Annotated in this window: 20 protein-coding genes; 13 read left to right on the forward strand and 7 right to left on the reverse strand. The window is 70.3% G+C overall.

The features are described 5' to 3' along the window. The 5 genes from V7E09_RS09020 to trmB all read right to left on the reverse strand — a co-directional run. A partial coding sequence (locus V7E09_RS09020; protein WP_324523280.1) for a hypothetical protein occupies positions 1–1,475 on the reverse strand: 1,475 nt, incomplete at its 3' end. A 279-nt stretch (positions 1,476–1,754) separates the two neighbouring features. Continuing rightward, positions 1,755–1,970 carry a CsbD family protein gene (locus V7E09_RS09025; RefSeq protein ID WP_324511325.1) on the reverse strand — a complete coding sequence of 72 codons (216 nt, stop codon included), beginning with the start codon at positions 1,968–1,970 and terminating at the stop codon, positions 1,755–1,757. A gap of 91 nt (positions 1,971–2,061) precedes the next feature. Further along, positions 2,062–2,688, reverse strand: coding sequence for a class I SAM-dependent methyltransferase (locus V7E09_RS09030; RefSeq protein WP_324511326.1), 627 nt, complete (start codon positions 2,686–2,688; stop codon positions 2,062–2,064). Then, positions 2,685–3,491 (reverse strand): tRNA pseudouridine(38-40) synthase TruA, encoded by an 807-nt coding sequence (truA, locus tag V7E09_RS09035; protein ID WP_324511327.1) that lies wholly within the window; start codon positions 3,489–3,491, stop codon positions 2,685–2,687. The genes V7E09_RS09030 and truA overlap by 4 nt, the downstream gene beginning before the upstream one ends. Continuing rightward, on the reverse strand, positions 3,488–4,282 hold the full coding sequence (trmB, locus tag V7E09_RS09040; RefSeq protein ID WP_324511328.1) for a tRNA (guanosine(46)-N7)-methyltransferase TrmB: 795 nt from the start codon (positions 4,280–4,282) through the stop codon (positions 3,488–3,490). Before trmB ends, truA begins: the two co-directional genes overlap by 4 nt. 137 nt (positions 4,283–4,419) lie before the next feature. Between trmB and V7E09_RS09045 the strand changes: the two genes are divergently transcribed. The 3 genes from V7E09_RS09045 to V7E09_RS09055 all read left to right on the forward strand — a co-directional run bounded on the left by V7E09_RS09045 (position 4,420) and on the right by V7E09_RS09055 (position 6,019). Further along, on the forward strand, positions 4,420–4,830 hold the full coding sequence (locus V7E09_RS09045; RefSeq protein WP_324511329.1) for a YccF domain-containing protein: 411 nt from the start codon (positions 4,420–4,422) through the stop codon (positions 4,828–4,830). 62 nt (positions 4,831–4,892) lie between these two features. Beyond that, the gene (locus tag V7E09_RS09050) at positions 4,893–5,501 is read left to right on the forward strand and encodes a MarC family protein (protein WP_324511330.1); all 609 of its coding nucleotides are present in this window, start codon (positions 4,893–4,895) and stop codon (positions 5,499–5,501) included. Next, positions 5,498–6,019, forward strand: coding sequence for a GtrA family protein (locus tag V7E09_RS09055; RefSeq protein WP_442956862.1), 522 nt, complete (start codon positions 5,498–5,500; stop codon positions 6,017–6,019). The genes V7E09_RS09050 and V7E09_RS09055 overlap by 4 nt, the downstream gene beginning before the upstream one ends. 22 nt (positions 6,020–6,041) lie before the next feature. On the opposite strand, the gene V7E09_RS09060 is transcribed toward V7E09_RS09055, so the two are convergent. Next, positions 6,042–8,123: an elongation factor G gene (locus tag V7E09_RS09060; RefSeq protein ID WP_324511331.1), complete on the reverse strand. Its 2,082-nt coding sequence runs from the start codon at positions 8,121–8,123 to the stop codon at positions 6,042–6,044. Between the two features lie 201 nt (positions 8,124–8,324). Between V7E09_RS09060 and rplM the strand changes: the two genes are divergently transcribed. The 3 genes from rplM to glmM are packed head-to-tail and all read left to right on the forward strand — an operon-like array spanning position 8,325 to position 10,662. Further along, the gene (gene rplM, locus V7E09_RS09065) at positions 8,325–8,768 is read left to right on the forward strand and encodes a 50S ribosomal protein L13 (protein WP_324511332.1); all 444 of its coding nucleotides are present in this window, start codon (positions 8,325–8,327) and stop codon (positions 8,766–8,768) included. Positions 8,769–8,785: 17 nt separating this feature from the next. After that, a complete protein-coding gene (rpsI, locus tag V7E09_RS09070) occupies positions 8,786–9,304 on the forward strand; it encodes a 30S ribosomal protein S9 (RefSeq protein ID WP_324511333.1) in 519 nt (172 codons plus the stop codon). 5 nt (positions 9,305–9,309) lie between these two features. Then, entirely contained in the window at positions 9,310–10,662 is a 1,353-nt protein-coding gene (glmM, locus tag V7E09_RS09075) for a phosphoglucosamine mutase (protein WP_324511334.1), read from the forward strand. An 18-nt stretch (positions 10,663–10,680) separates the two neighbouring features. On the opposite strand, the gene coaA is transcribed toward glmM, so the two are convergent. Beyond that, positions 10,681–11,679: a type I pantothenate kinase gene (gene coaA / locus V7E09_RS09080; protein WP_324511335.1), complete on the reverse strand. Its 999-nt coding sequence runs from the start codon at positions 11,677–11,679 to the stop codon at positions 10,681–10,683. Between coaA and glmS the strand changes: the two genes are divergently transcribed. The 7 genes from glmS to V7E09_RS09115 form a co-directional block, all read left to right on the forward strand. Continuing rightward, positions 11,678–13,522 (forward strand): glutamine--fructose-6-phosphate transaminase (isomerizing), encoded by a 1,845-nt coding sequence (gene glmS / locus V7E09_RS09085; RefSeq protein WP_324511336.1) that lies wholly within the window; start codon positions 11,678–11,680, stop codon positions 13,520–13,522. The genes coaA and glmS overlap by 2 nt on opposite strands. Beyond that, complete coding sequence (locus V7E09_RS09090; RefSeq protein WP_324511337.1) at positions 13,519–13,866, forward strand: holo-ACP synthase; 348 nt, start codon at positions 13,519–13,521, stop codon at positions 13,864–13,866. The genes glmS and V7E09_RS09090 overlap by 4 nt, the downstream gene beginning before the upstream one ends. A gap of 86 nt (positions 13,867–13,952) precedes the next feature. Further along, positions 13,953–14,924, forward strand: coding sequence for a tRNA (adenosine(37)-N6)-threonylcarbamoyltransferase complex ATPase subunit type 1 TsaE (gene tsaE, locus V7E09_RS09095; RefSeq protein ID WP_324511338.1), 972 nt, complete (start codon positions 13,953–13,955; stop codon positions 14,922–14,924). Then, on the forward strand, positions 14,921–15,565 hold the full coding sequence (gene tsaB, locus V7E09_RS09100; protein WP_324511339.1) for a tRNA (adenosine(37)-N6)-threonylcarbamoyltransferase complex dimerization subunit type 1 TsaB: 645 nt from the start codon (positions 14,921–14,923) through the stop codon (positions 15,563–15,565). The genes tsaE and tsaB overlap by 4 nt, the downstream gene beginning before the upstream one ends. After that, complete coding sequence (locus V7E09_RS09105; protein ID WP_324511340.1) at positions 15,562–16,008, forward strand: GNAT family N-acetyltransferase; 447 nt, start codon at positions 15,562–15,564, stop codon at positions 16,006–16,008. Before tsaB ends, V7E09_RS09105 begins: the two co-directional genes overlap by 4 nt. After that, positions 16,005–17,048 (forward strand): tRNA (adenosine(37)-N6)-threonylcarbamoyltransferase complex transferase subunit TsaD, encoded by a 1,044-nt coding sequence (gene tsaD, locus V7E09_RS09110; protein ID WP_324511341.1) that lies wholly within the window; start codon positions 16,005–16,007, stop codon positions 17,046–17,048. The genes V7E09_RS09105 and tsaD overlap by 4 nt, the downstream gene beginning before the upstream one ends. Then, the coding region (locus V7E09_RS09115) for an EamA family transporter (protein ID WP_324523281.1) at positions 17,045–17,354 on the forward strand (310 nt) is incomplete at its 3' end. The genes tsaD and V7E09_RS09115, both read left to right, overlap by 4 nt.

Genomic DNA, 17,354 nt, shown 5'->3' on the forward strand with positions numbered 1-17,354 from the left:
GACGTGGCCGCGGTGCCGGTCGCGGGCAGGGGGGCGGGTGGCTGGGACCCGTCGCCGAACACCCATCCCTCGGCGTTGCCTGCCTGCGGATGGGAGGTGGTGTAGCCGAGCTGGGAGTACGTCCACGCGCCGAACCCCCCGGACGCATCCCGGGTGGCCTGCCAGTAGGACCAGTAACCGCTCGGCGTCACGCTGCACGTCTGAGGCTGCTCGTCGATGCGGCACAGCAGTCCGGGGGAGGAGTCCTGGGTGGCGAAGCCGGCCGAGGCGAGCGCCTCCTGGCCCGTGGAGTACCCGGATGCGCAGCCCGCACCCTGGCCCTCGACGACGACCCACACGCCCGCACAGGACGCCGGATCCTGGGTCGGCGCGGCCGCCGCCGGACCCGCCGCCGCGACCCCGATCAGGGCCGCTGCGGCAAGCGCGGCGCCGACGCGCCGACCGGTCATCATCGGGCGCTGGTGCGGCGCAGGCCGACGACGGCCGCCCCGAGGAGGACGATCACGGCCGCCGCGCTTCCGATCCATGCGCTGGGATCGAGCCAGCCGGCGGGGGTAGCCGACGTGGCCGCGCCGGGCGTCGCGGACGCCGACGCCGACGCCGATGCGGCGGGCCGTCGGCGACCAGGTCGCGTCGAGGTACGACACCCCGGACAGGCCCAGGGCGGCCTGTGCGGTGGCGAGCACGTCGGGGGCTCCGGCGTTCAGGAAGGAACCGTCGGTCTGCTGCTGCGAGACGAGGTAGACGACCGAGGCGTCCACGTTCTTCCCGGCGGTGGCGAGCGCGGCGGCCATCACCGCCGTCGAGTTCACCGGGTTGAAACCCGTGTAGGAGCCATCGGCCTGGATGTTCTGATCCGCCCAGGCGACCGTCTTGGTGACCGAGGCGTCGTCACCCAGCGCGGTCAGCGCCTGCAGGGCCAGAGCGGTCGAGTCGGCATCTGACGGCTGCCCGGCCTGGTAGGTGAAGCCGCCATCGCTGTTGTGGAACGTGAGCAGATAGGTGCCTAGCGCCGCGGGGACGTCCTCGTCAGCGCGGGTGAGTGCCACCGCCGCCAGGCCACTCGCGAACGGGCCGGGGTAGCTGCCGAAGCTGCCGTCGGCGGCGATGCCGTTCTTCACGGTGGCGATGAGGTCGGTGCCCAGCGCGGTGCGGGGATCCTCGCCCGCCGCCTCGAGAGCCACGGCGGCCTTGGCCGCGGCCTCAGGAGAGCCCGCCGCGTAGGCGGCGCCCTTCTCCTTCAGGGCGGTGACGAGCCGATCGACGGTGGCGGCCTGCGCCGGGTCGTTCGCCGCCGCGAGGGCGATCAGGGAGTCGGCGATCTGCCCGGGATCGTCGATGGTCTGTTGTCCGAGCCAGGCTGTGGCCTTGGCTGCGGCGGTGGGATCGGCGGCGTGCGCGGGCACCGCGAGCCCGAGCGTGAGTGCGAGAACGGTGGCGAGCCAGGCCACGAAGGTGGAGCGTCGGAGGGTCATCCGGATCGAGTTCCTCACTGAGTCACGCGGAGGCCGTTCAACGGATGTGAAGTCGTGGTCGCCGCCCGCGCTCCTCGACGGGTCGTTGGTTGTCCTGGATCTACACAGGTGCTCCGACTACGGCGTTGATCGCCTCACGGCTGCGGGTCAGTCCAAGAATTTCACCTGGTTCCCCCGCGCAGGTCCTGCTCTAGGTTACCGCAGCGCAACGGGGTGCGGGCCAAGCGCCCGCACCCCGTTCCGGTCGTTGATGGTGCTGAGAGAAAGGAAGGTTGACGCCTACTCCGTCGCGTCGTCGACGGCGCTCTTGACGTCGTCCACGACCCCCTTGGCCGCGTCCTTGACCTTCTCCCCGGCCTGCTTCGCCTTGGCTGCGGCTTCCTTCGCCGCGCCCTTGGCCTCGAGCTCCTCGTTGTCGGTCAGGTCACCGACCGTTCGCTCGATCTTGCCGCCGAGTTCCTCAGCCTTGTTAGAGATCTTGTCGCCGATACCCATACGGACCTCCTGACCGGCGGCGCGTCCGTGCCGCCTCCTTGTCGAGACACCCTAGGCGGATGGCCGTTGGAATCCAAGGGTCTGTGGCGAATCAACCGCGCGAGGCCGAGGAGTCGTCTGGCTCGGTCGCCGCGGACACCGCGAACACCCGGAACCCCTTGGCCGACGCCGTGCGATCACAGCGGTATCCCTGCTCCACCAGCCAGCGCTGGAGCGAGTCCGCGCCGAGGTTGCGGCCCACCACGAGGCGGGCCACCCCCCCGGGCGCCAGCCTGGGCAGCCAGGTGAGCAGGAGATCGTGCAGCGCGGGCTTGCCGATCCGAATCGGGGGATTGGACCAGATCTCGTCGTAGCGGCGGGCGGGGTCGGCCTGCTCCGGGGCGAGGGGATGCACGCGCTCCGCGACTCCGTGGCTGAGCGCGTTGACCGCGGTCAGCTCCAGGGCGCGCTGGTTGACGTCCACGGCGTCCACCTCTGCGTGGGGGTTGGCCGTCGCCAGCGCCACGGCGACCACGCCGTACCCGGTGCCCAGGTCCAGAAGTCGGCCGGCGGCGGGGGCCGGGGTGTGACTGCGCAGCAGCACGCCGGTGCCCAGGTCCAGGCCGTCGTGGGAGAACACGCCTGCGGCGGTGGTGAAGGTCCACTCGGTGTCCCAGAACCGGGCCGTGATGGTGCGGCGATGCTCAGCCCCGCTGGGGGTCTCGAAGTAGTGGGTCACACGATCTCCTCTCGTTCCCGACGCGCCCGTGCCTGTCGCTGGCGGTCGGCCAAGCCAGCGTCGTCCGGATAGCCGACCTCCTCCAGGACCAGCCCGTGCGGCGGCATGACGGTGATGTCGCCGCTGCGCTGGCCAAGCAGGAGCAGGTCGGCGATCCAGCCGGGTGGGCAACGGCCCTGCCCGACGGCCACCAGGGCGCCCACGACGGAACGCACCATGGAGTGGCAGAAGGCGTCGGCGCGCAGGGTCACCTCGATCACACCGGTGGGTGTGCGGACCACGTGCGTCTCCAGGACCTCCCGGATCGTGGTGGCACCCTCTCGACGCTTGCAGAACGCCGCGAAATCGTGCAGCCCCCGCAGGGCGGCGGCCGCCTCGTCCATGGCGGGCACGTCGAGCGGCCCCCGGACCCGGACCTCCACCCCGCGGGTCAGCGGATCGCCGGCATCGTCCCGCAGGGCGAAGACGTAGCGGCGCCATACCGCGGAGAACCGGGCGTCGAAGCCATCGGGCGCCTCGGTGACGCGGTACACCACCACGTCTGCAGGGAGAACCCGCGCCAACCGCCGGAGCAGTTCGGGGGCGAGGCCGGGGCTGGGCAGATCGACGTGGGCCACCTGGCCGCGGGCATGGACGCCTGCATCCGTGCGGCCGGCCACCGTGAGCTCGGCCGGATCGGAGAGGCGCAGGACGCGGGTGATCCACTCCTGCAGGGTTCCCTGGACCGTCCGCAGTCCGTCTTGGACGGCCCAGCCGTGGAATGCTGCACCGTCGTAGGACAGGTCGAGGCGATAGCGGGTCACCACGACTCCTCCCCGTCCGGTTCGGGCAGCGGCGTCCGCACCACCAGGTCGGATTGGGCGGACGTGGGGGAGCGCACGTAGTCGAGGTCGTACACGGTGCGCCCGGCCGCCAGCCCGCGGGCTTCGTACTTGGTCACGGGGCGTTCGGCATACCGAGGCGCCCAGCCTCCTTCGGCGTTCGCCAGGCCTGGGGTGGCGTCCAGCACCTCGCGCATCGCGAGGGCGTACTCCTCCCAGTCCGTGGCCAGCCGCCAGTGGGCGCCTAAGGCGAGCCGCGAGGTCGCCAGGGCGGCGAACCCCGGTTCGATGAGGCGCCGCTTGTGGTGGCGGGCCTTGTGCCAGGGGTCGGGGAAGAACACCCACAACTGGGCCAGGGTTCCCGGCGCCACCAGCTTGCTCAGTCCCTGGACTCCGTCGGCCAGGACGAGGCGCACGTTGCCGATCCCTTCCCTCGCCAGCAACGACAGCGTCGAGGCGGCGGCGGGTTGGAAGACCTCGAAACCCACCACGTTGGCGTCGGGGTGGGCTCGCGCCAGCGCGGCCAGTGCCTCCCCGCGGCCCGAGCCGATCTCCACCATCAGCGGGGCCGCCCGGCCGAAGACGGCCGACCAGTCGACGGCGGCGTCCGCCCTGATCGACGTCGACCGCTCGCCGCGCGGCACCGCGACGACCAGTCGGTCGGCGTGCCCGTTCCAGGCGCGTTCCTGCGACGGGTTCATCCGGGCGGAGCGGCGCACGTAGGAGACGACCTCGCGGTGGATGCGGGGCCGGTCGGCTGGTCGAAAGCTCACCCGAGGAGGATAGCGACGCCGGCCCCCCCTGGCCGGGGCCGAGCCGGGGGCGGGCCGGGGTCGGGGGAGCGGCCGCGAGCGTGGCGCTTGGCTAGGCTGGGGCCCGACGTAGTCGTCGGACGACCCCGGGAGGAATCGTGCGCACCATCCTGAACGTGATCTGGCTCTTGTTCGGCGGCATCTGGCTGGCCCTGGGGTACTTCTTGGTCGGCATCCTCGCGTGCGTGCTGATCGTGACGATCCCGGTCGGCGTGGCGGCGTTCCGGATGGGGTCGTTCGCTTTGTGGCCCTTCGGCAAGACGGTCGTCAACCGGCCCGGTTCCGGTGTCGGCTCCGCGCTGATGAACGTGATCTGGTTCGTCATCGGCGGCCTGCCGCTGGCCGTGGGCCACCTCACCACCGCGGCCGCCCAGGCCATCACCATCGTCGGTATTCCGCTTGCGATCGCCAACGTGAAGATGATCCCCGTCACGTGCTTCCCCTTCGGCAAGCAGATCGTGGACAGCCGCAGCATCCCCGCGGGTACGACCCCGGTCTTCTCTTTGTGAGCCGCGTGGGGGGCCTCCTCGCGGGGGACCCGCTCGCGCGGGCGTCACGGTAGCGTGGGCCCGTGTTCGACCCCCAGTTGTACTTCTCGACGGTCTTGACGCTGTTCGTCATCCTCGATCCGCCCGGCCTGCTGCCCGTCTTCTTGGGGTTGACCCGAGGTATGCCCGCTGAGGCGCGACGCGCCTCAGCCCGGAACGCCGCCGTCGTCGCGTTCGGCATCATCTGCGTCTTCGCCGTCTTCGGCCGTTTCATCCTCGACTACCTACACATCACCATCGAGGCGCTGCAGGTCTCCGGCGGGCTCCTTCTGCTGCTGGTCGCGATGCAGTTGCTGACGGGATCGGCCGAGAACGAGGCCCTCGAATCGGGCACCAACATCGCCATCGTCCCCTTGGGCATCCCGCTGCTGGCCGGCCCCGGGTCCATCGTCGCGATGATGCTGGCCGTCGACGCTGCCCGGGGTGACATGTGGGGCTACGTCACCGTCGGAACCGCCTTGGTGACGGCGATGTTCCTGGTGTGGGTGTTCCTGCGGTTCGCCGGAGGCATCAGGCGGGTCCTGCGCGAGTCGGGCACCGTGTTGCTGACCCGGATCGCAGGCATGCTGCTGGCGGCGATCGCCGTGCAGATGCTCGCCGACGGGATCTTGGCCTTTCTGAGGCAGATATGAGCAGCGAGGTGACCCAGGCCCCCGACGGGCCCGCGGCGCGCTGGTTCGCCGGATTCACCGCCCGCATCCACCGCGCGCTTCCTGCCCGCGTTCGGAGGGTCCTGCCGGTGACCTTCATCGGTTACGCGATGATCAACGGCAGCGCGTTCCTGCTCGACATGGGCATCCTCGCCTTCCTGGAACAATTCCGGGTCGGCGGGCTGCCCTACGGGGTGGTGTTCTCGATCGGCTACGGCGTTGCCTCGATCTACGCGTTCATCCTCAACCGGTGGCTCAACTTCCGGGAGCACGGCGACCTGGGCAAGCAGTCGGGCAAGTACACCTTCGTCATCGTCAGCAACTACGTGATCTGGATCCTCGGCTTCGGGTCGTTGCTGGGAGTGCTGCACGTTCCGGTCATGCTGGCGCGCGTCATCGCCGCCTGCATCGAAGGTCTCTACATCTATCTGATGCTGCGGCTGTGGGTCTTCCCGCGGGCCAAGCTGGAGCCGGTCCCCGAGGAGCCCGCCGCGTCCTAGCGGATCTCCCCGGGGCGACGCCTCAGCCGACCTGCATGGCCAGGCCCGGGGGAAGCAACTCGTAGCCGTGCGCCGCGCGCGTGAACCTGCCCGTGCCATGGGTCAGCCCGCGCAGATCGATCGCGTAGCGGGCCAGCTCGGCCTGCGGGACGAGCGCCTGGATCGTCACCAGGCGTCCGTCGGTGTCCGAGCCGAGCACCTGCCCGCGACGCCCCGGCAGGTCGCTCATCACCGCGCCCAGGTAGTCGTCGCGGACCGTCACGGTCACCAGGTCGATGGGCTCCAGCAGGGCGATCATGCCCTGCGCGGCCTCCTTGAGCGCGGCCGCGCCGGCCATCTGGAAGGCCATGTCGGAGGAGTCCACCGAATGCGCCTTCCCGTCGGTCAACGTGACCTGGACGTCCACCATGGGGTGCCCGCTGTCGACTCCCCGCTCGAGTTGAGCCCGGACCCCCTTCTCCACCGACGGGATGAACTGACGGGGAACCGCGCCGCCGACCACCTTGTCGACGAACACGAAGCCGGCCCCGCGGGGCAGCGGCTCCACCTCGAGGGTCACCACGGCGTACTGGCCGTGCCCGCCCGACTGCTTGACGTGACGGCCCAGCGCGGATGCCGGGCCCGTGAGCGTCTCGCGGTAGCCGATCCTGACCTCTTCGGGAACGACGTTGACGCCGTAGCCGTCACCGAGCCGGTTGAGCAGCAGATCCGCGTGCGCCTGCCCGGTGGTCCACAGCACGAGTTGGTCGCCGACCCCCCGCGTGACCCGCACCGCGGTGTCCTCCAGCGCCAGGCGCTGCAGAGCGACCGCCAGTTTGCCCTCGTCGTTGCGGGTGGCCGCCCTGATCGCCACGGGGTGCAGCGCGGGCGGGGTATGCCAGTTCGGCACCACCACGACGTCGTCCCGGCTGGTGAGCGTGTCGCCCGTCTCGGCCGTCGTCAGCTTGGGGACCATGACGATCTCCCCGGCGATGGCGACGGTCTTGGGCTTCAGCTCCGTGCCCGCCGCGTACTGGATCTGTCCGATGCGCTCCTCGTCGTCATGATCGGGGCGGACCGCGTCGTCGGTGCCGACGAAGAAGGAGCGGTGGCCGGACACGTGCACCGTGTCGTCGCTGCGCAACGTGCCCGCGAAGACCCGGACCATCGACAGGCGTCCCGCGAACGGGTCGGTCGTCGTCCGCACCACCTGAGCGATGAGGGGGCCCTCCGGGTCGGTCGGGGCAGGCGGCTCGGGTTCGCCCGTGAGCCGGACGGTGGCCGGGTTGGCGTGCAGGCTGGAGGTCGGGAATCCCTGATTCATCAGGCTGAGCAACTCCTCGGCTCCGAGCCCCAGGGCTTGCACGACGGGGACGACCGGGTAGAGATTGGCCCCCGCCGTGGCCTTCATCAGGTCGCGCAGCAGGTAGTCGCGTCCGGGATCGGCGCCCTCCAGGTAGGACTCCATCAAGGCGTCGTCCTCGGCCTCCTGGATCAGCCCCTCCAACAGCGGGCCGCGGTAGGCCTCGACCAGGGATTCGTGGCTCTCGTCGCCTTCGTGCAGCAGCGGGACGCCGCCGGCGGAGTAGTCCCGGAACCGGTGCGACAAGACGCCGACCGTGCCCGTGATGGCGGGGCCGCGCCCCACCGGGACGTGGGTGGGCAGCACCCCCTCCCCGAAGGCCTCCTGGAGCGCCTCGACAGCACCGTCGAAGTCGTCATGAGCAGCGTCGAGCTTGGTCAAGGCGATCACGCGTGGGATGCCTGCCTCCGCGCATTCATCCCACAGCGCCTGGGCGGCCGCGTCGATGCCGTCGGCGGCGCTGACCACGAAGATGGCGGCGTCCGCCGCACGAAGCCCGGCGCGCAACTCACCGACGAAGTCGGGATGCCCGGGGGCGTCCAGCAGGTTGATCACGACATCGGCGTTACGCAGAGAGGCCAGGTAGAGCTGGGAGAGACGCTCGGCGGTGTCTTTCTCGCCGCGGTAGCCGGGGACGCGGGACCGCAGCAACGCCTCGAACAGTGAGGTCTTGCCTGAGCCGGCGTTCCCGACCAGGACGACGTTGCGGACGTCGTCGGGCTGGGTCACGTGAAAGGGGCTGGTGTTCGCCTTTGAACTCATGCACCCACATTGCCACCGCAGGGCTTCGACGGCGTGGCTTCCGCCGAGATTCTCCGGCGGGTGCGGACCTCGGTGGCGGCCACCTGATTTGGCCGCGCGGGCAAGCGGCGGTAGGGTTAGTCGCTGTTGCGCTGGTGCGTGCCCGCCACGGGTGCCCGGCGTCTCCAAGTTCGCTGCTCATCGATGGAAGATTGGTCGTCCGTGTCTACGTACAGCCCTAAGCCTGGCGAGGTCACCAGGAACTGGCATGTGATTGATGCCTCCGACGTCGTGCTGGGTCGCCTTGCCGCGTCCGTTGCGACGCTGCTCCGCGGCAAGCACAAGGCCACCTACGCGCCGCACGTCGACACCGGCGACTTCGTCGTCGTCGTCAACGCCAGCAAGATCGCCCTGTCCGGCAATAAGGCCACCTCGAAGATGGCCTACCGCCACTCCGGTCGCCCGGGCGGCCTGAAGGCCGTCCCGTACGGGGAGTTGCTGGCCAACGACCCGCGCCAGGCCGTCGAGCGGGCCGTGTGGGGCATGCTGCCCAAGAACAAGCTGAGCCGTCAGCAGCTCAAGAAGCTCAAGGTCTACGCCGGCCCTGAGCACCCGCACGTCGCGCAGCAGCCGCAGGCGTACGAGATCACCAAGATCGCTCAGTGACACGACAGGGAAGTAACGTGACCGACAACGCCACCGAAGAAGTCCTCGACGAGACCGCGACGTTCACCGACGGGGAGAACCGCGAGATCATGTACCGCGCCGAGGGCACGCCCTCGTCCGCGACGCCCGGCGTGCGTCCTGCCGTGGTCGCCCCCGGCGCCGCGACCGGTCGCCGCAAGGAGGCCATTGCCCGCGTCCGCCTGGTTCCCGGCACCGGTGAGTTCAAGATCAACGGTCGCACGCTCGAGGAGTACTTCCCGAACAAGCTGCACCAGCAGACCATCAACGAGCCGTTCGTCACCGCGGCCGTCGAGGGCTCCTACGACGTGATCGCCAAGATCATCGGCGGCGGCGTCACCGGCCAGGCCGGCGCGCTGCGCCTGGGCATCGCCCGCGCCCTCAACGCCATCGACGTCGAGGCCAGCCGTCCTTCCCTGAAGAAGGCCGGCCTGTTGACCCGCGACGCGCGGGTCAAGGAGCGCAAGAAGGCCGGCCTCAAGAAGGCCCGCAAGGCTCCGCAGTACAGCAAGCGCTGACGTCTATGCCGCGGATCTTCGGTACAGACGGAGTCCGGGGCAGGGCGAACGTCGACCTCACCGCAGAGCTCGCTCTCGAGCTCTCGGTGGCGGCGGCGCACGTGCTCGGCGAGACCGGGCAGTTCGAGGGTCACCGTCCGGTGGCCCTCGTTGCGCGTGATCCCCGTGCCTCCGGCGAGTTCCTCGAGGCGGCCGTCGTGGCCGGTCTCGCCTCCGCAGGCGTCGACGTCATCCGCGTCGGGGTCGTCCCCACCCCCGCGGCTGCGTTCCTGGTCAATCACCTGGACGCCGACCTGGGGGTCATGCTGTCCGCCAGCCACAACCCGATGCCCGACAACGGCATCAAGTTCTTCGCGCGCGGTGGCGTCAAGCTCGATGACGACCTCGAAGACCTCATCGAGGCGCGGCTGGGCGCCGCGTGGACGCGTCCCACCGGAGCGGACGTGGGCCGGGTGGTCGATCGCCCCGACGCCGTCGAGGACTACATCGCGCACCTGGTGGGCTCCCTGAACGAGGACCAGAGCCTGAGCGGGCTCACGGTCGTGCTCGACTGCGCCAACGGTGCGGCCTACCACACCGCGCCCTCGGCGTTCACGGCCAGCGGCGCGCACGTGATCACCCTCCACGCCGATCCCAACGGACTCAACATCAACGAGAACAGCGGGTCGACCCACATGGGCGACCTGCAGCGCGCGGTCGTCGAGCACGGTGCTCACCTGGGATTCGCCTTCGACGGGGACGCCGATCGGTGCCTCGCCGTGGACGCCCAGGGGCAGCTCATCGACGGCGATCAGATCCTCGCCATCTTGGCGTTGGCGATGAAGCAGGCCGGGCAACTCCACGTGAACACCGTCGTGGCGACAGTGATGAGCAACCTGGGCTTCCTGCAGGCCATGGCCGCCCACGACATCCGCGTCGACCAGACCAAGGTGGGGGATCGCTACGTCTTGGAGTCGATGAACGCCAACGGGTTCGTTCTCGGCGGCGAGCAGTCCGGGCACGTCATCATGAGCGAGTTCGCCACGACCGGCGACGGCGTCCTCACCGCCCTGCACGTCGCCGCCGAGGTGGTGGCCTCAGGCTCCTCGCTGGCCGAGCTGGGCGCCGTGATGACCCGGTTGCCGCAGGTGATGATCAACGTCCCGGGCGTCAACAAGGCCCGTGCCGGCTTCGACCCGGGGGTCACCTCCGCGGTCACCGCGGCGTCCCGAGAACTAGGTGACCACGGGCGCGTCCTGCTGCGTCCCTCCGGCACGGAACCGCTGGTGCGCGTCATGGTCGAGGCGGAGTCCACCGCTCGCGCTCAAAGCGTCGCCGAGCGGCTCGCCGCCGTCGTGAAGGACCGCCTGACCTTGTGACGGTCGCCGCGTCGGCGGCTAGACCTTGCGGATCCGGATCCACTCGATGGCGTGCTCGGCGTTCTTGCGCAGGATCGCCGTGGCACGCCCCCGCGTCGGCAGGATGTTCTCACGCAGGTTCGGGCCGTTGATCGTGTCCCAGATGTGGCCGCCGTACTCGCGCGTCTCGGCGTCGCTCATGGCGGCGACCGTCGAGAAGTAGCTGCGGGGGTCCTTGAAGGCGGTCTCCCGCAGCCGCATCAGCCGCTCCAGGTACCAGGAGCGCAGATCGTCCTCCGCGGCGTCCACGTACACCGAGAAGTCGAAGAAATCGCTGACAGCCAGCGAGGTGGCGCCATCGGAGCGCAACCGGGCCGGCTGCAGCACGTTGAGCCCCTCGATGATGAGGATGTCGGGGTGTCGCACCACGATCCTCTCCTGCGGCACGATGTCGTAGATCAGGTGGCTGTAGGCGGGAGCCTGCACCATCGGGGCACCCGACTTGACGTCCATGACGAACTTCAGCAGCTTCTGCCGGTCGTAGCTCTCGGGAAACCCCTTGCGCTCCATCAGGCCACGCGCCCGCAGTTCGGCGTTGGGGTACAAGAAGCCGTCCGTGGTCACCAGGTCGACGCGGGGATGGCCCGGCAACTGGGACAGCAACTCCACCAGCAGGCGGCTGGTGGTGGACTTCCCGACCGCGACGGACCCGGCCACGCCGATGACGAACGGGGTGCGCCGCTCGGAAACCTCCAGGAAGTCGTGGGTGCTGCGGTAGAGGTGCCCCGTGTACTCCACGTACATGCGGATCAACTCGGTCAGCGGCAGGTACACCTCCCGCACCTGGGCCAGGTCGATGGTGTCCAGCCGGGAGCGGACGCGCTTGAGGGTCTCCTCGGTCAGCGCCACCGGCATCTGGTGTGCAAGGTCGGCCCACAGTCTCCTCCCGGCCAGCACATAGGGGCCGTATTCGTCGACGGTGTCGGCATCCATCTCGCTGCACTGCGCGCTGGAGCTGGCCGGTACGCTGAATCCCATGTGCGGAATTATCGGGTATGCGGGGCCTCGGAATGCGCAGAACGTCCTCGTTGACGCGTTGCGCCGCATGGAATACCGGGGTTACGACTCGGCCGGCATCGCCGTGTGGACCGAGGAAGGCCTGCTCTGGCGCAAGAAGGCGGGCAAGCTGAGCAACCTGGAGGCGGAGCTCGCGCAGCATCCGGTCGCCGCCGCACACCTGGGGATCGGGCACACCCGCTGGGCCACCCACGGCGCCCCTACCGACGTCAACGCGCACCCGCACCTGTCTGCGGACGGCCGGGTCGCGCTCATCCACAACGGGATCATCGAGAACTTCGCTTCCCTGCGCGCCGAACTCGAGTCCGCCGGGGTCGCGTTCGCCTCCCAGACCGACTCCGAGGTCGCCGCCCAGCTCATCGCCCGCGAGCTGGGGACGGGCGCCGGGCTGGCCGAGGCGATGCGCACCGTCAGCCGTCGGCTGGAGGGTACGTTCACGCTGGTGGCGATGGATGCCCACGATCCCGATGTGCTCGTCGCCTCTCGGCGCAACAGCCCCCTCGTGGTGGGCGTGGGGGAGGGGGAGATGTTCGTCGCCTCGGATGTGGCCGCGTTCATCGAGTTCACCCGCGAAGCGGTCGAGATGGGCCAAGACGTCGTGGTGGAGGTCACCGCCGACACCTGGAAGGTGACCGACTTCGCGGGCAACCCCGTCGAGGGCAAGCCCTACCACGTGGACTGGGACCTGTCCGCCGCCGAGAAGGGTGGCTACGACTGGTTCATGCGCAAGGAGATCTACGAGCAGCCGCAGGCCGTAGCCGACACCCTGTTGGGCCGCTTCGACGCCGACCGCCAGCTGACCCTCGACGAGATCCGGATCTCGGCCAGTGAACTGCGCACCATCGACAAGATCGTCATCGTCGCCTGCGGCACCGCCTACTACGCCGGCCTGGTCGCGAAGTACGCCATCGAGCACTGGACGCGGATCCCCTGCGAGGTCGAGATCGCGTCCGAGTTCCGCTACCGCGACCCCATCGTCACCTCCCGCACCCTGGTGGTCACCATCTCCCAGTCCGGCGAGACGGCGGACACGTTGATGGCAGTCCGCTATGCCCGCGAGCAGGGTGCCAAGGTGATCGCGATCTGCAACACCAACGGCTCGACCATTCCGCGCGAATCCGATGCGGTCATCTACACCCACGCCGGTCCCGAGATCGGGGTGGCCTCCACCAAAGGTTTCCTGACCCAGATCACCGCCTGCTACCTGCTGGGGTTGTTCCTGGCCCAGGAGCGCGGCACCAAGTTCGGCGACGAGGTCGCCTCGGTGATGGCCGAGCTCGAGACGATGCCCGCCAAGATCCAGGAGGTGCTCGACGGCACTGACGACCTGCTGAAGCTGGCGCGCGATCTTCACCGCGTCGAGTCGGTGCTGTTCCTGGGGCGCCATGCCGGCTACCCGGTCGCCCTGGAGGGCGCGCTGAAGCTCAAGGAGATCGCGTATCTGCACGCCGAGGGGTTCCCCGCCGGGGAGCTCAAGCACGGCCCCATCGCCCTGGTCGAGGAGGGCATCCCCGTGTTCGTCGTCGTTCCCCCGCAGGGCCGTGACCAGCTCCACGACAAGGTGATCTCCAACATCCAGGAGGTACGGGCCCGCGGGGCGCGCACGATCGTGCTGGCCGAAGAAGGCGACGAGGAAGTCCAGCCGTACGCCGACAAACTGATCCGGCTGCCCCGGGCGTCCACGCTGCTGCAGCCGCTGTTGGCCACCGTGCCCCTGCAGATCTTCGCCTGCGAGGTCGCCACGCTGCTCGGCCACGACGTCGACCAGCCGCGCAACCTCGCCAAGTCGGTCACCGTCGAGTGATCCTCGGCATCGGGGTCGACGTCTGCTCCGTCGCCCGCATCACCACCGCCTGTTCCCGTCCCGGGTTCACCGACCGCGTCTTCACGCTCGCCGAGCAACACGGCAGCGAGCAGACCCTCGCCGGGCGGTTTGCGGCCAAGGAGGCCCTCGCGAAGGCGCTCGGGGCCCCCGCGGGGCTGCGCTGGAGTGACTGCGAGGTGCTCAGCGACGAGACCGGGCGTCCCGACCTCGTCGTCACAGGCACCGTCGCCGAGCGCATCGACGAACTGGGGGGCTCCCGGCTGCACGTGTCGATCAGTCACGACGCGGGTGTCGCGGTCGCGATGGTGGTCGTGGAAGGCTGACCGCCGGTCGGTCCGGGGCTCCGGCGAACCAGGCGAGTAGACTCGTGCGGGCTTCGGCACCACCCCCACAGAAGAACAGGCTCACTATGACGCGCCCCGATCGAGAACTCGCCGCCGCGCGGCTGCCCGATGGCCGTGAACTCACGGTCAGGACCGCCGACCGCGACGACGCCGCCGCCGTGCTCGCGCTCACCCACGAGGCGTTCACGGCGCGCCCCGTCGTCGGCCCCCCGGCCGAGGCGCTCAGCGATGACCTGGACGCCGTGCGCGACCGGCTCGCCGCCGGGACGATCTACCTCGCCGAGATCGACGAGGAGCCCGTGGGCACCGCGACCCTCATCGCGCTCGAGGGGCGTCCGCTGCTGTGCCGCATCGGGGTCGTCCCGTCCGCACGGGGACTCGGCGTTGCGACCTTCCTGCTGGAGGTCATCGGCGAGCACCGCGTCGGCCTCGGAGAGGCAGAGATCGTGATGCTGGTGCGTCGGGACCATCCGGAACTGGTCGCGGGGTGGCATCGCGTCGGGTTCCGGGACGAGGGCGTGCGCGATGGCCACGTGCTGCTGTGCAGGCCGTTGCCCGTCGTCGTCGAAGCGCCCGACGCCGACGCGATGCGCGCGCTGGGGCGTCGCCTGGCGCGCGTCCTGCACCGGGGCGACCTGATCGTCGCGTCCGGGGATCTGGGTGCGGGGAAGACGACGTTCACCCAGGGGCTCGGCGCGGGCCTGGACGTGGAGGGGCCCGTCATCTCCCCGACGTTCGTCCTGTCGCGGGTTCACCGCTCCCGCAACGGAGGCCCCGGGCTGGTCCACGTGGACGCCTACCGGCTGAACAGCTTCGCCGAACTCGAAGACCTTGACCTGGAGGCCTCTCTGGGCGACTCGGTCACGCTCGTCGAGTGGGGCAGCGGCGTCGCCGAGGCGCTGACGCGTGACCGCATCGAACTGGACATCAGGCGGGGGATCGACCCCGACGACGACACCCGCTGGGTCAGCGTGACCCCGCTCGGCGACCGCTGGGATCGCGCCGCGGTCGCCGCCGCACTCAAGGAGGACTCATGAGTTGGACGCTGGCGTTGGACACGTCCACGGTGGTCGAGGCCGCGCTGGTCCATGACGGCCGCGTGGCCGCGGCCGGCTCCGTCGACGACGCCCGTGCGCACGCCGAGCAGTTGGCGCCGCTGGTGCAGCGGCTCCTCGCCGAGGCGGGCATCGCGCCCGGGGACCTGACGAGCATCGTGGTCGGGGTGGGGCCGGGACCGTTCACCGGGCTCCGCGTCGGCGTCGCCACCGGCATGACACTGGCCGAGGTGCTCGGGGTGCCGGTCACCGGGGTGTGCAGTCTGGACGCCGTCGCCGCCCAATGGGCGGCGAGCGGAGCCCCGGAGGAGTTCCTGGTCCTGTCCGATGCCCGGCGTCACGAGGTGTACTGGGCCCGCTACGACGCCACCGGTCAACGTCTGGAGGGGCCGCACGTCTCCTCCCCCGATGCGGTGCCAGCGCTGCCGTTGTCCGGGCCGGGGGCCGCCCTGGCGGGGGACGCGATCGGCCCCACGCGACTGAGTGCCGCACACCTGGCCGATCCGTCGCTCCCGGATGCGGGCCTGGAACCGCTGTATCTGCGGCGCCCCGACGCCGAGGTCAGCCATCAGGCCAAGTCGACGCTGCCGCGTACCCGGTCCGCGTTGGGCAGGACGCGATGAGCCCGAGGCTGGCGCGGCCCGCCGACGCCCGGCACATCGCCGCCTTGGAGGAGAGCTTCGAGACGGGCCGTTGGAGCGAGGCCGCCTGGGCGGAGGAGATCGCCTCGCAGCGAGCTCACGTCGTCGTCGAGGGCGACGCGGATGCCATCCCGCTCGGCGTGGCCGCCTTCTCGGTGGCGGGGGAGACGTGCGACCTCAACCGTGTCGTCGTTGCCCCGGTGGCCCGCCGCGGTGGCGTGGCGCTGCGCCTCCTGCTGGCGGGTCTCGCATGGGCCGACGAGCGGGGTGCGGTCCAGATGATGCTGGAGGTGGAGGACGGCAACGAACCGGCGCTGGCGCTGTACCAGCAGCTCGGGTTCGTGACGCTGGCCCGCCGATCGAACTACTACGGGCCGGGGCGCGACGCCTTGGTCATGGCACTACCGCTGGGGGAGCAAGGATGAGCGAGCCGCTGGTCATCGGGGTCGAGTCGAGCTGCGACGAGACGGGTGTCGCGATCGTCCGCGGCCGCGAACTGCTGGCCAACGAGGTCGCCAGCTCGGTGGAGCAGCACGTCCGTTTCGGGGGCGTCGTGCCGGAGGTCGCCTCCCGTGCGCACCTGCAGGCCATCGTCCCGGCGCTGCGCCGGGCGACGCAGACTGCCGACGTGGACCTGTCGCAGATCGACGGCGTCGCCGTGACGGCGGGTCCCGGGCTGATGGGTGCGCTGGTTGTCGGCCTGTCGGCGGCGAAGGCGCTGTCGCTGGCCTTGAACAAGCCGCTGTACGGGCTCAATCACCTGGTCGGGCACGTCGCGGTCGACCTGCTGGATCACGGGCCGCTGCCTGAACGGTTCGGGGCGTTGCTGGTCTCCGGCGGGCACACGTCGTTGCTCGTGGTCGACGACATCACCGCCGACATCACCGAGGTGGGTGCCACCATCGACGACGCGGCCGGCGAGGCCTACGACAAGGTTGCCCGGCTGCTGGGCATGGGCTACCCGGGCGGGCCCGTCATCGACGCCGCGGCCGCCGACGGGGATCCCGCCGCCATCCGGTTCCCGCGCGGGCTCACCTCGCGCCGAGACCTGGAGGCGCACCGGTTCGACTTCTCGTTCTCCGGCCTGAAGACCGCTGTATCGCGCTGGGTCGAGACGCAGCGGCTCGCCGGACGCGAGGTGCCGGTGAGCGACGTCGCCGCTTCGTTCCAGGAGGCCGTCGTCGATGTGCTGACCGCCAAGGCCATGGACATGTGTGCGCATTTCGACCTGGACACGCTGGTCCTGGGAGGCGGCGTGGCGGCCAACAGCCGGCTGCGCGGGCTGCTGCAGGAGCGCGCCGATCAGGCAGGCATCACCGTCCGGCGCCCGCGGCCTGGGCTGTGCACCGACAACGGGGCCATGATCGGCGCCTTGGGCGTCGAGGTGGTGCGTCGGGGACGGCGTCCCAGCTCGCTCGACATCGGGGCCGACTCGGGCTTGCCGGTCTCCACGGTGCTCGTGTGAGCGCAGCGGCGCGCTCGCACCTGCTGCTGCTGGCCTGCGCCGCGATCTGGGGGTTCGCCTTCGTCGCCCAGCGACTCGGTGCCGACGTGGTCGGGGCGTACACGTTCATCGCGGCGCGCAACTACCTGGGCGCCGCCGCGCTGTTGCCGCTGGTGTGGTTCCTCGATCGGAGGGAGCATCGCGACGCGGCCGCGCGTCGGCGGGCGTGGCGCACCGTCGTCACGCCCGGGATCATCATCGGTGTCCTGCTGTTCGCCGGTTCGGCGCTGCAGCAACTCGGTATCGAGCAGACGACGGCGGGCAACG

The organism is Propioniciclava sp., assembly GCF_036744435.1.
Taxonomy (GTDB): domain Bacteria; phylum Actinomycetota; class Actinomycetes; order Propionibacteriales; family Propionibacteriaceae; genus Propioniciclava.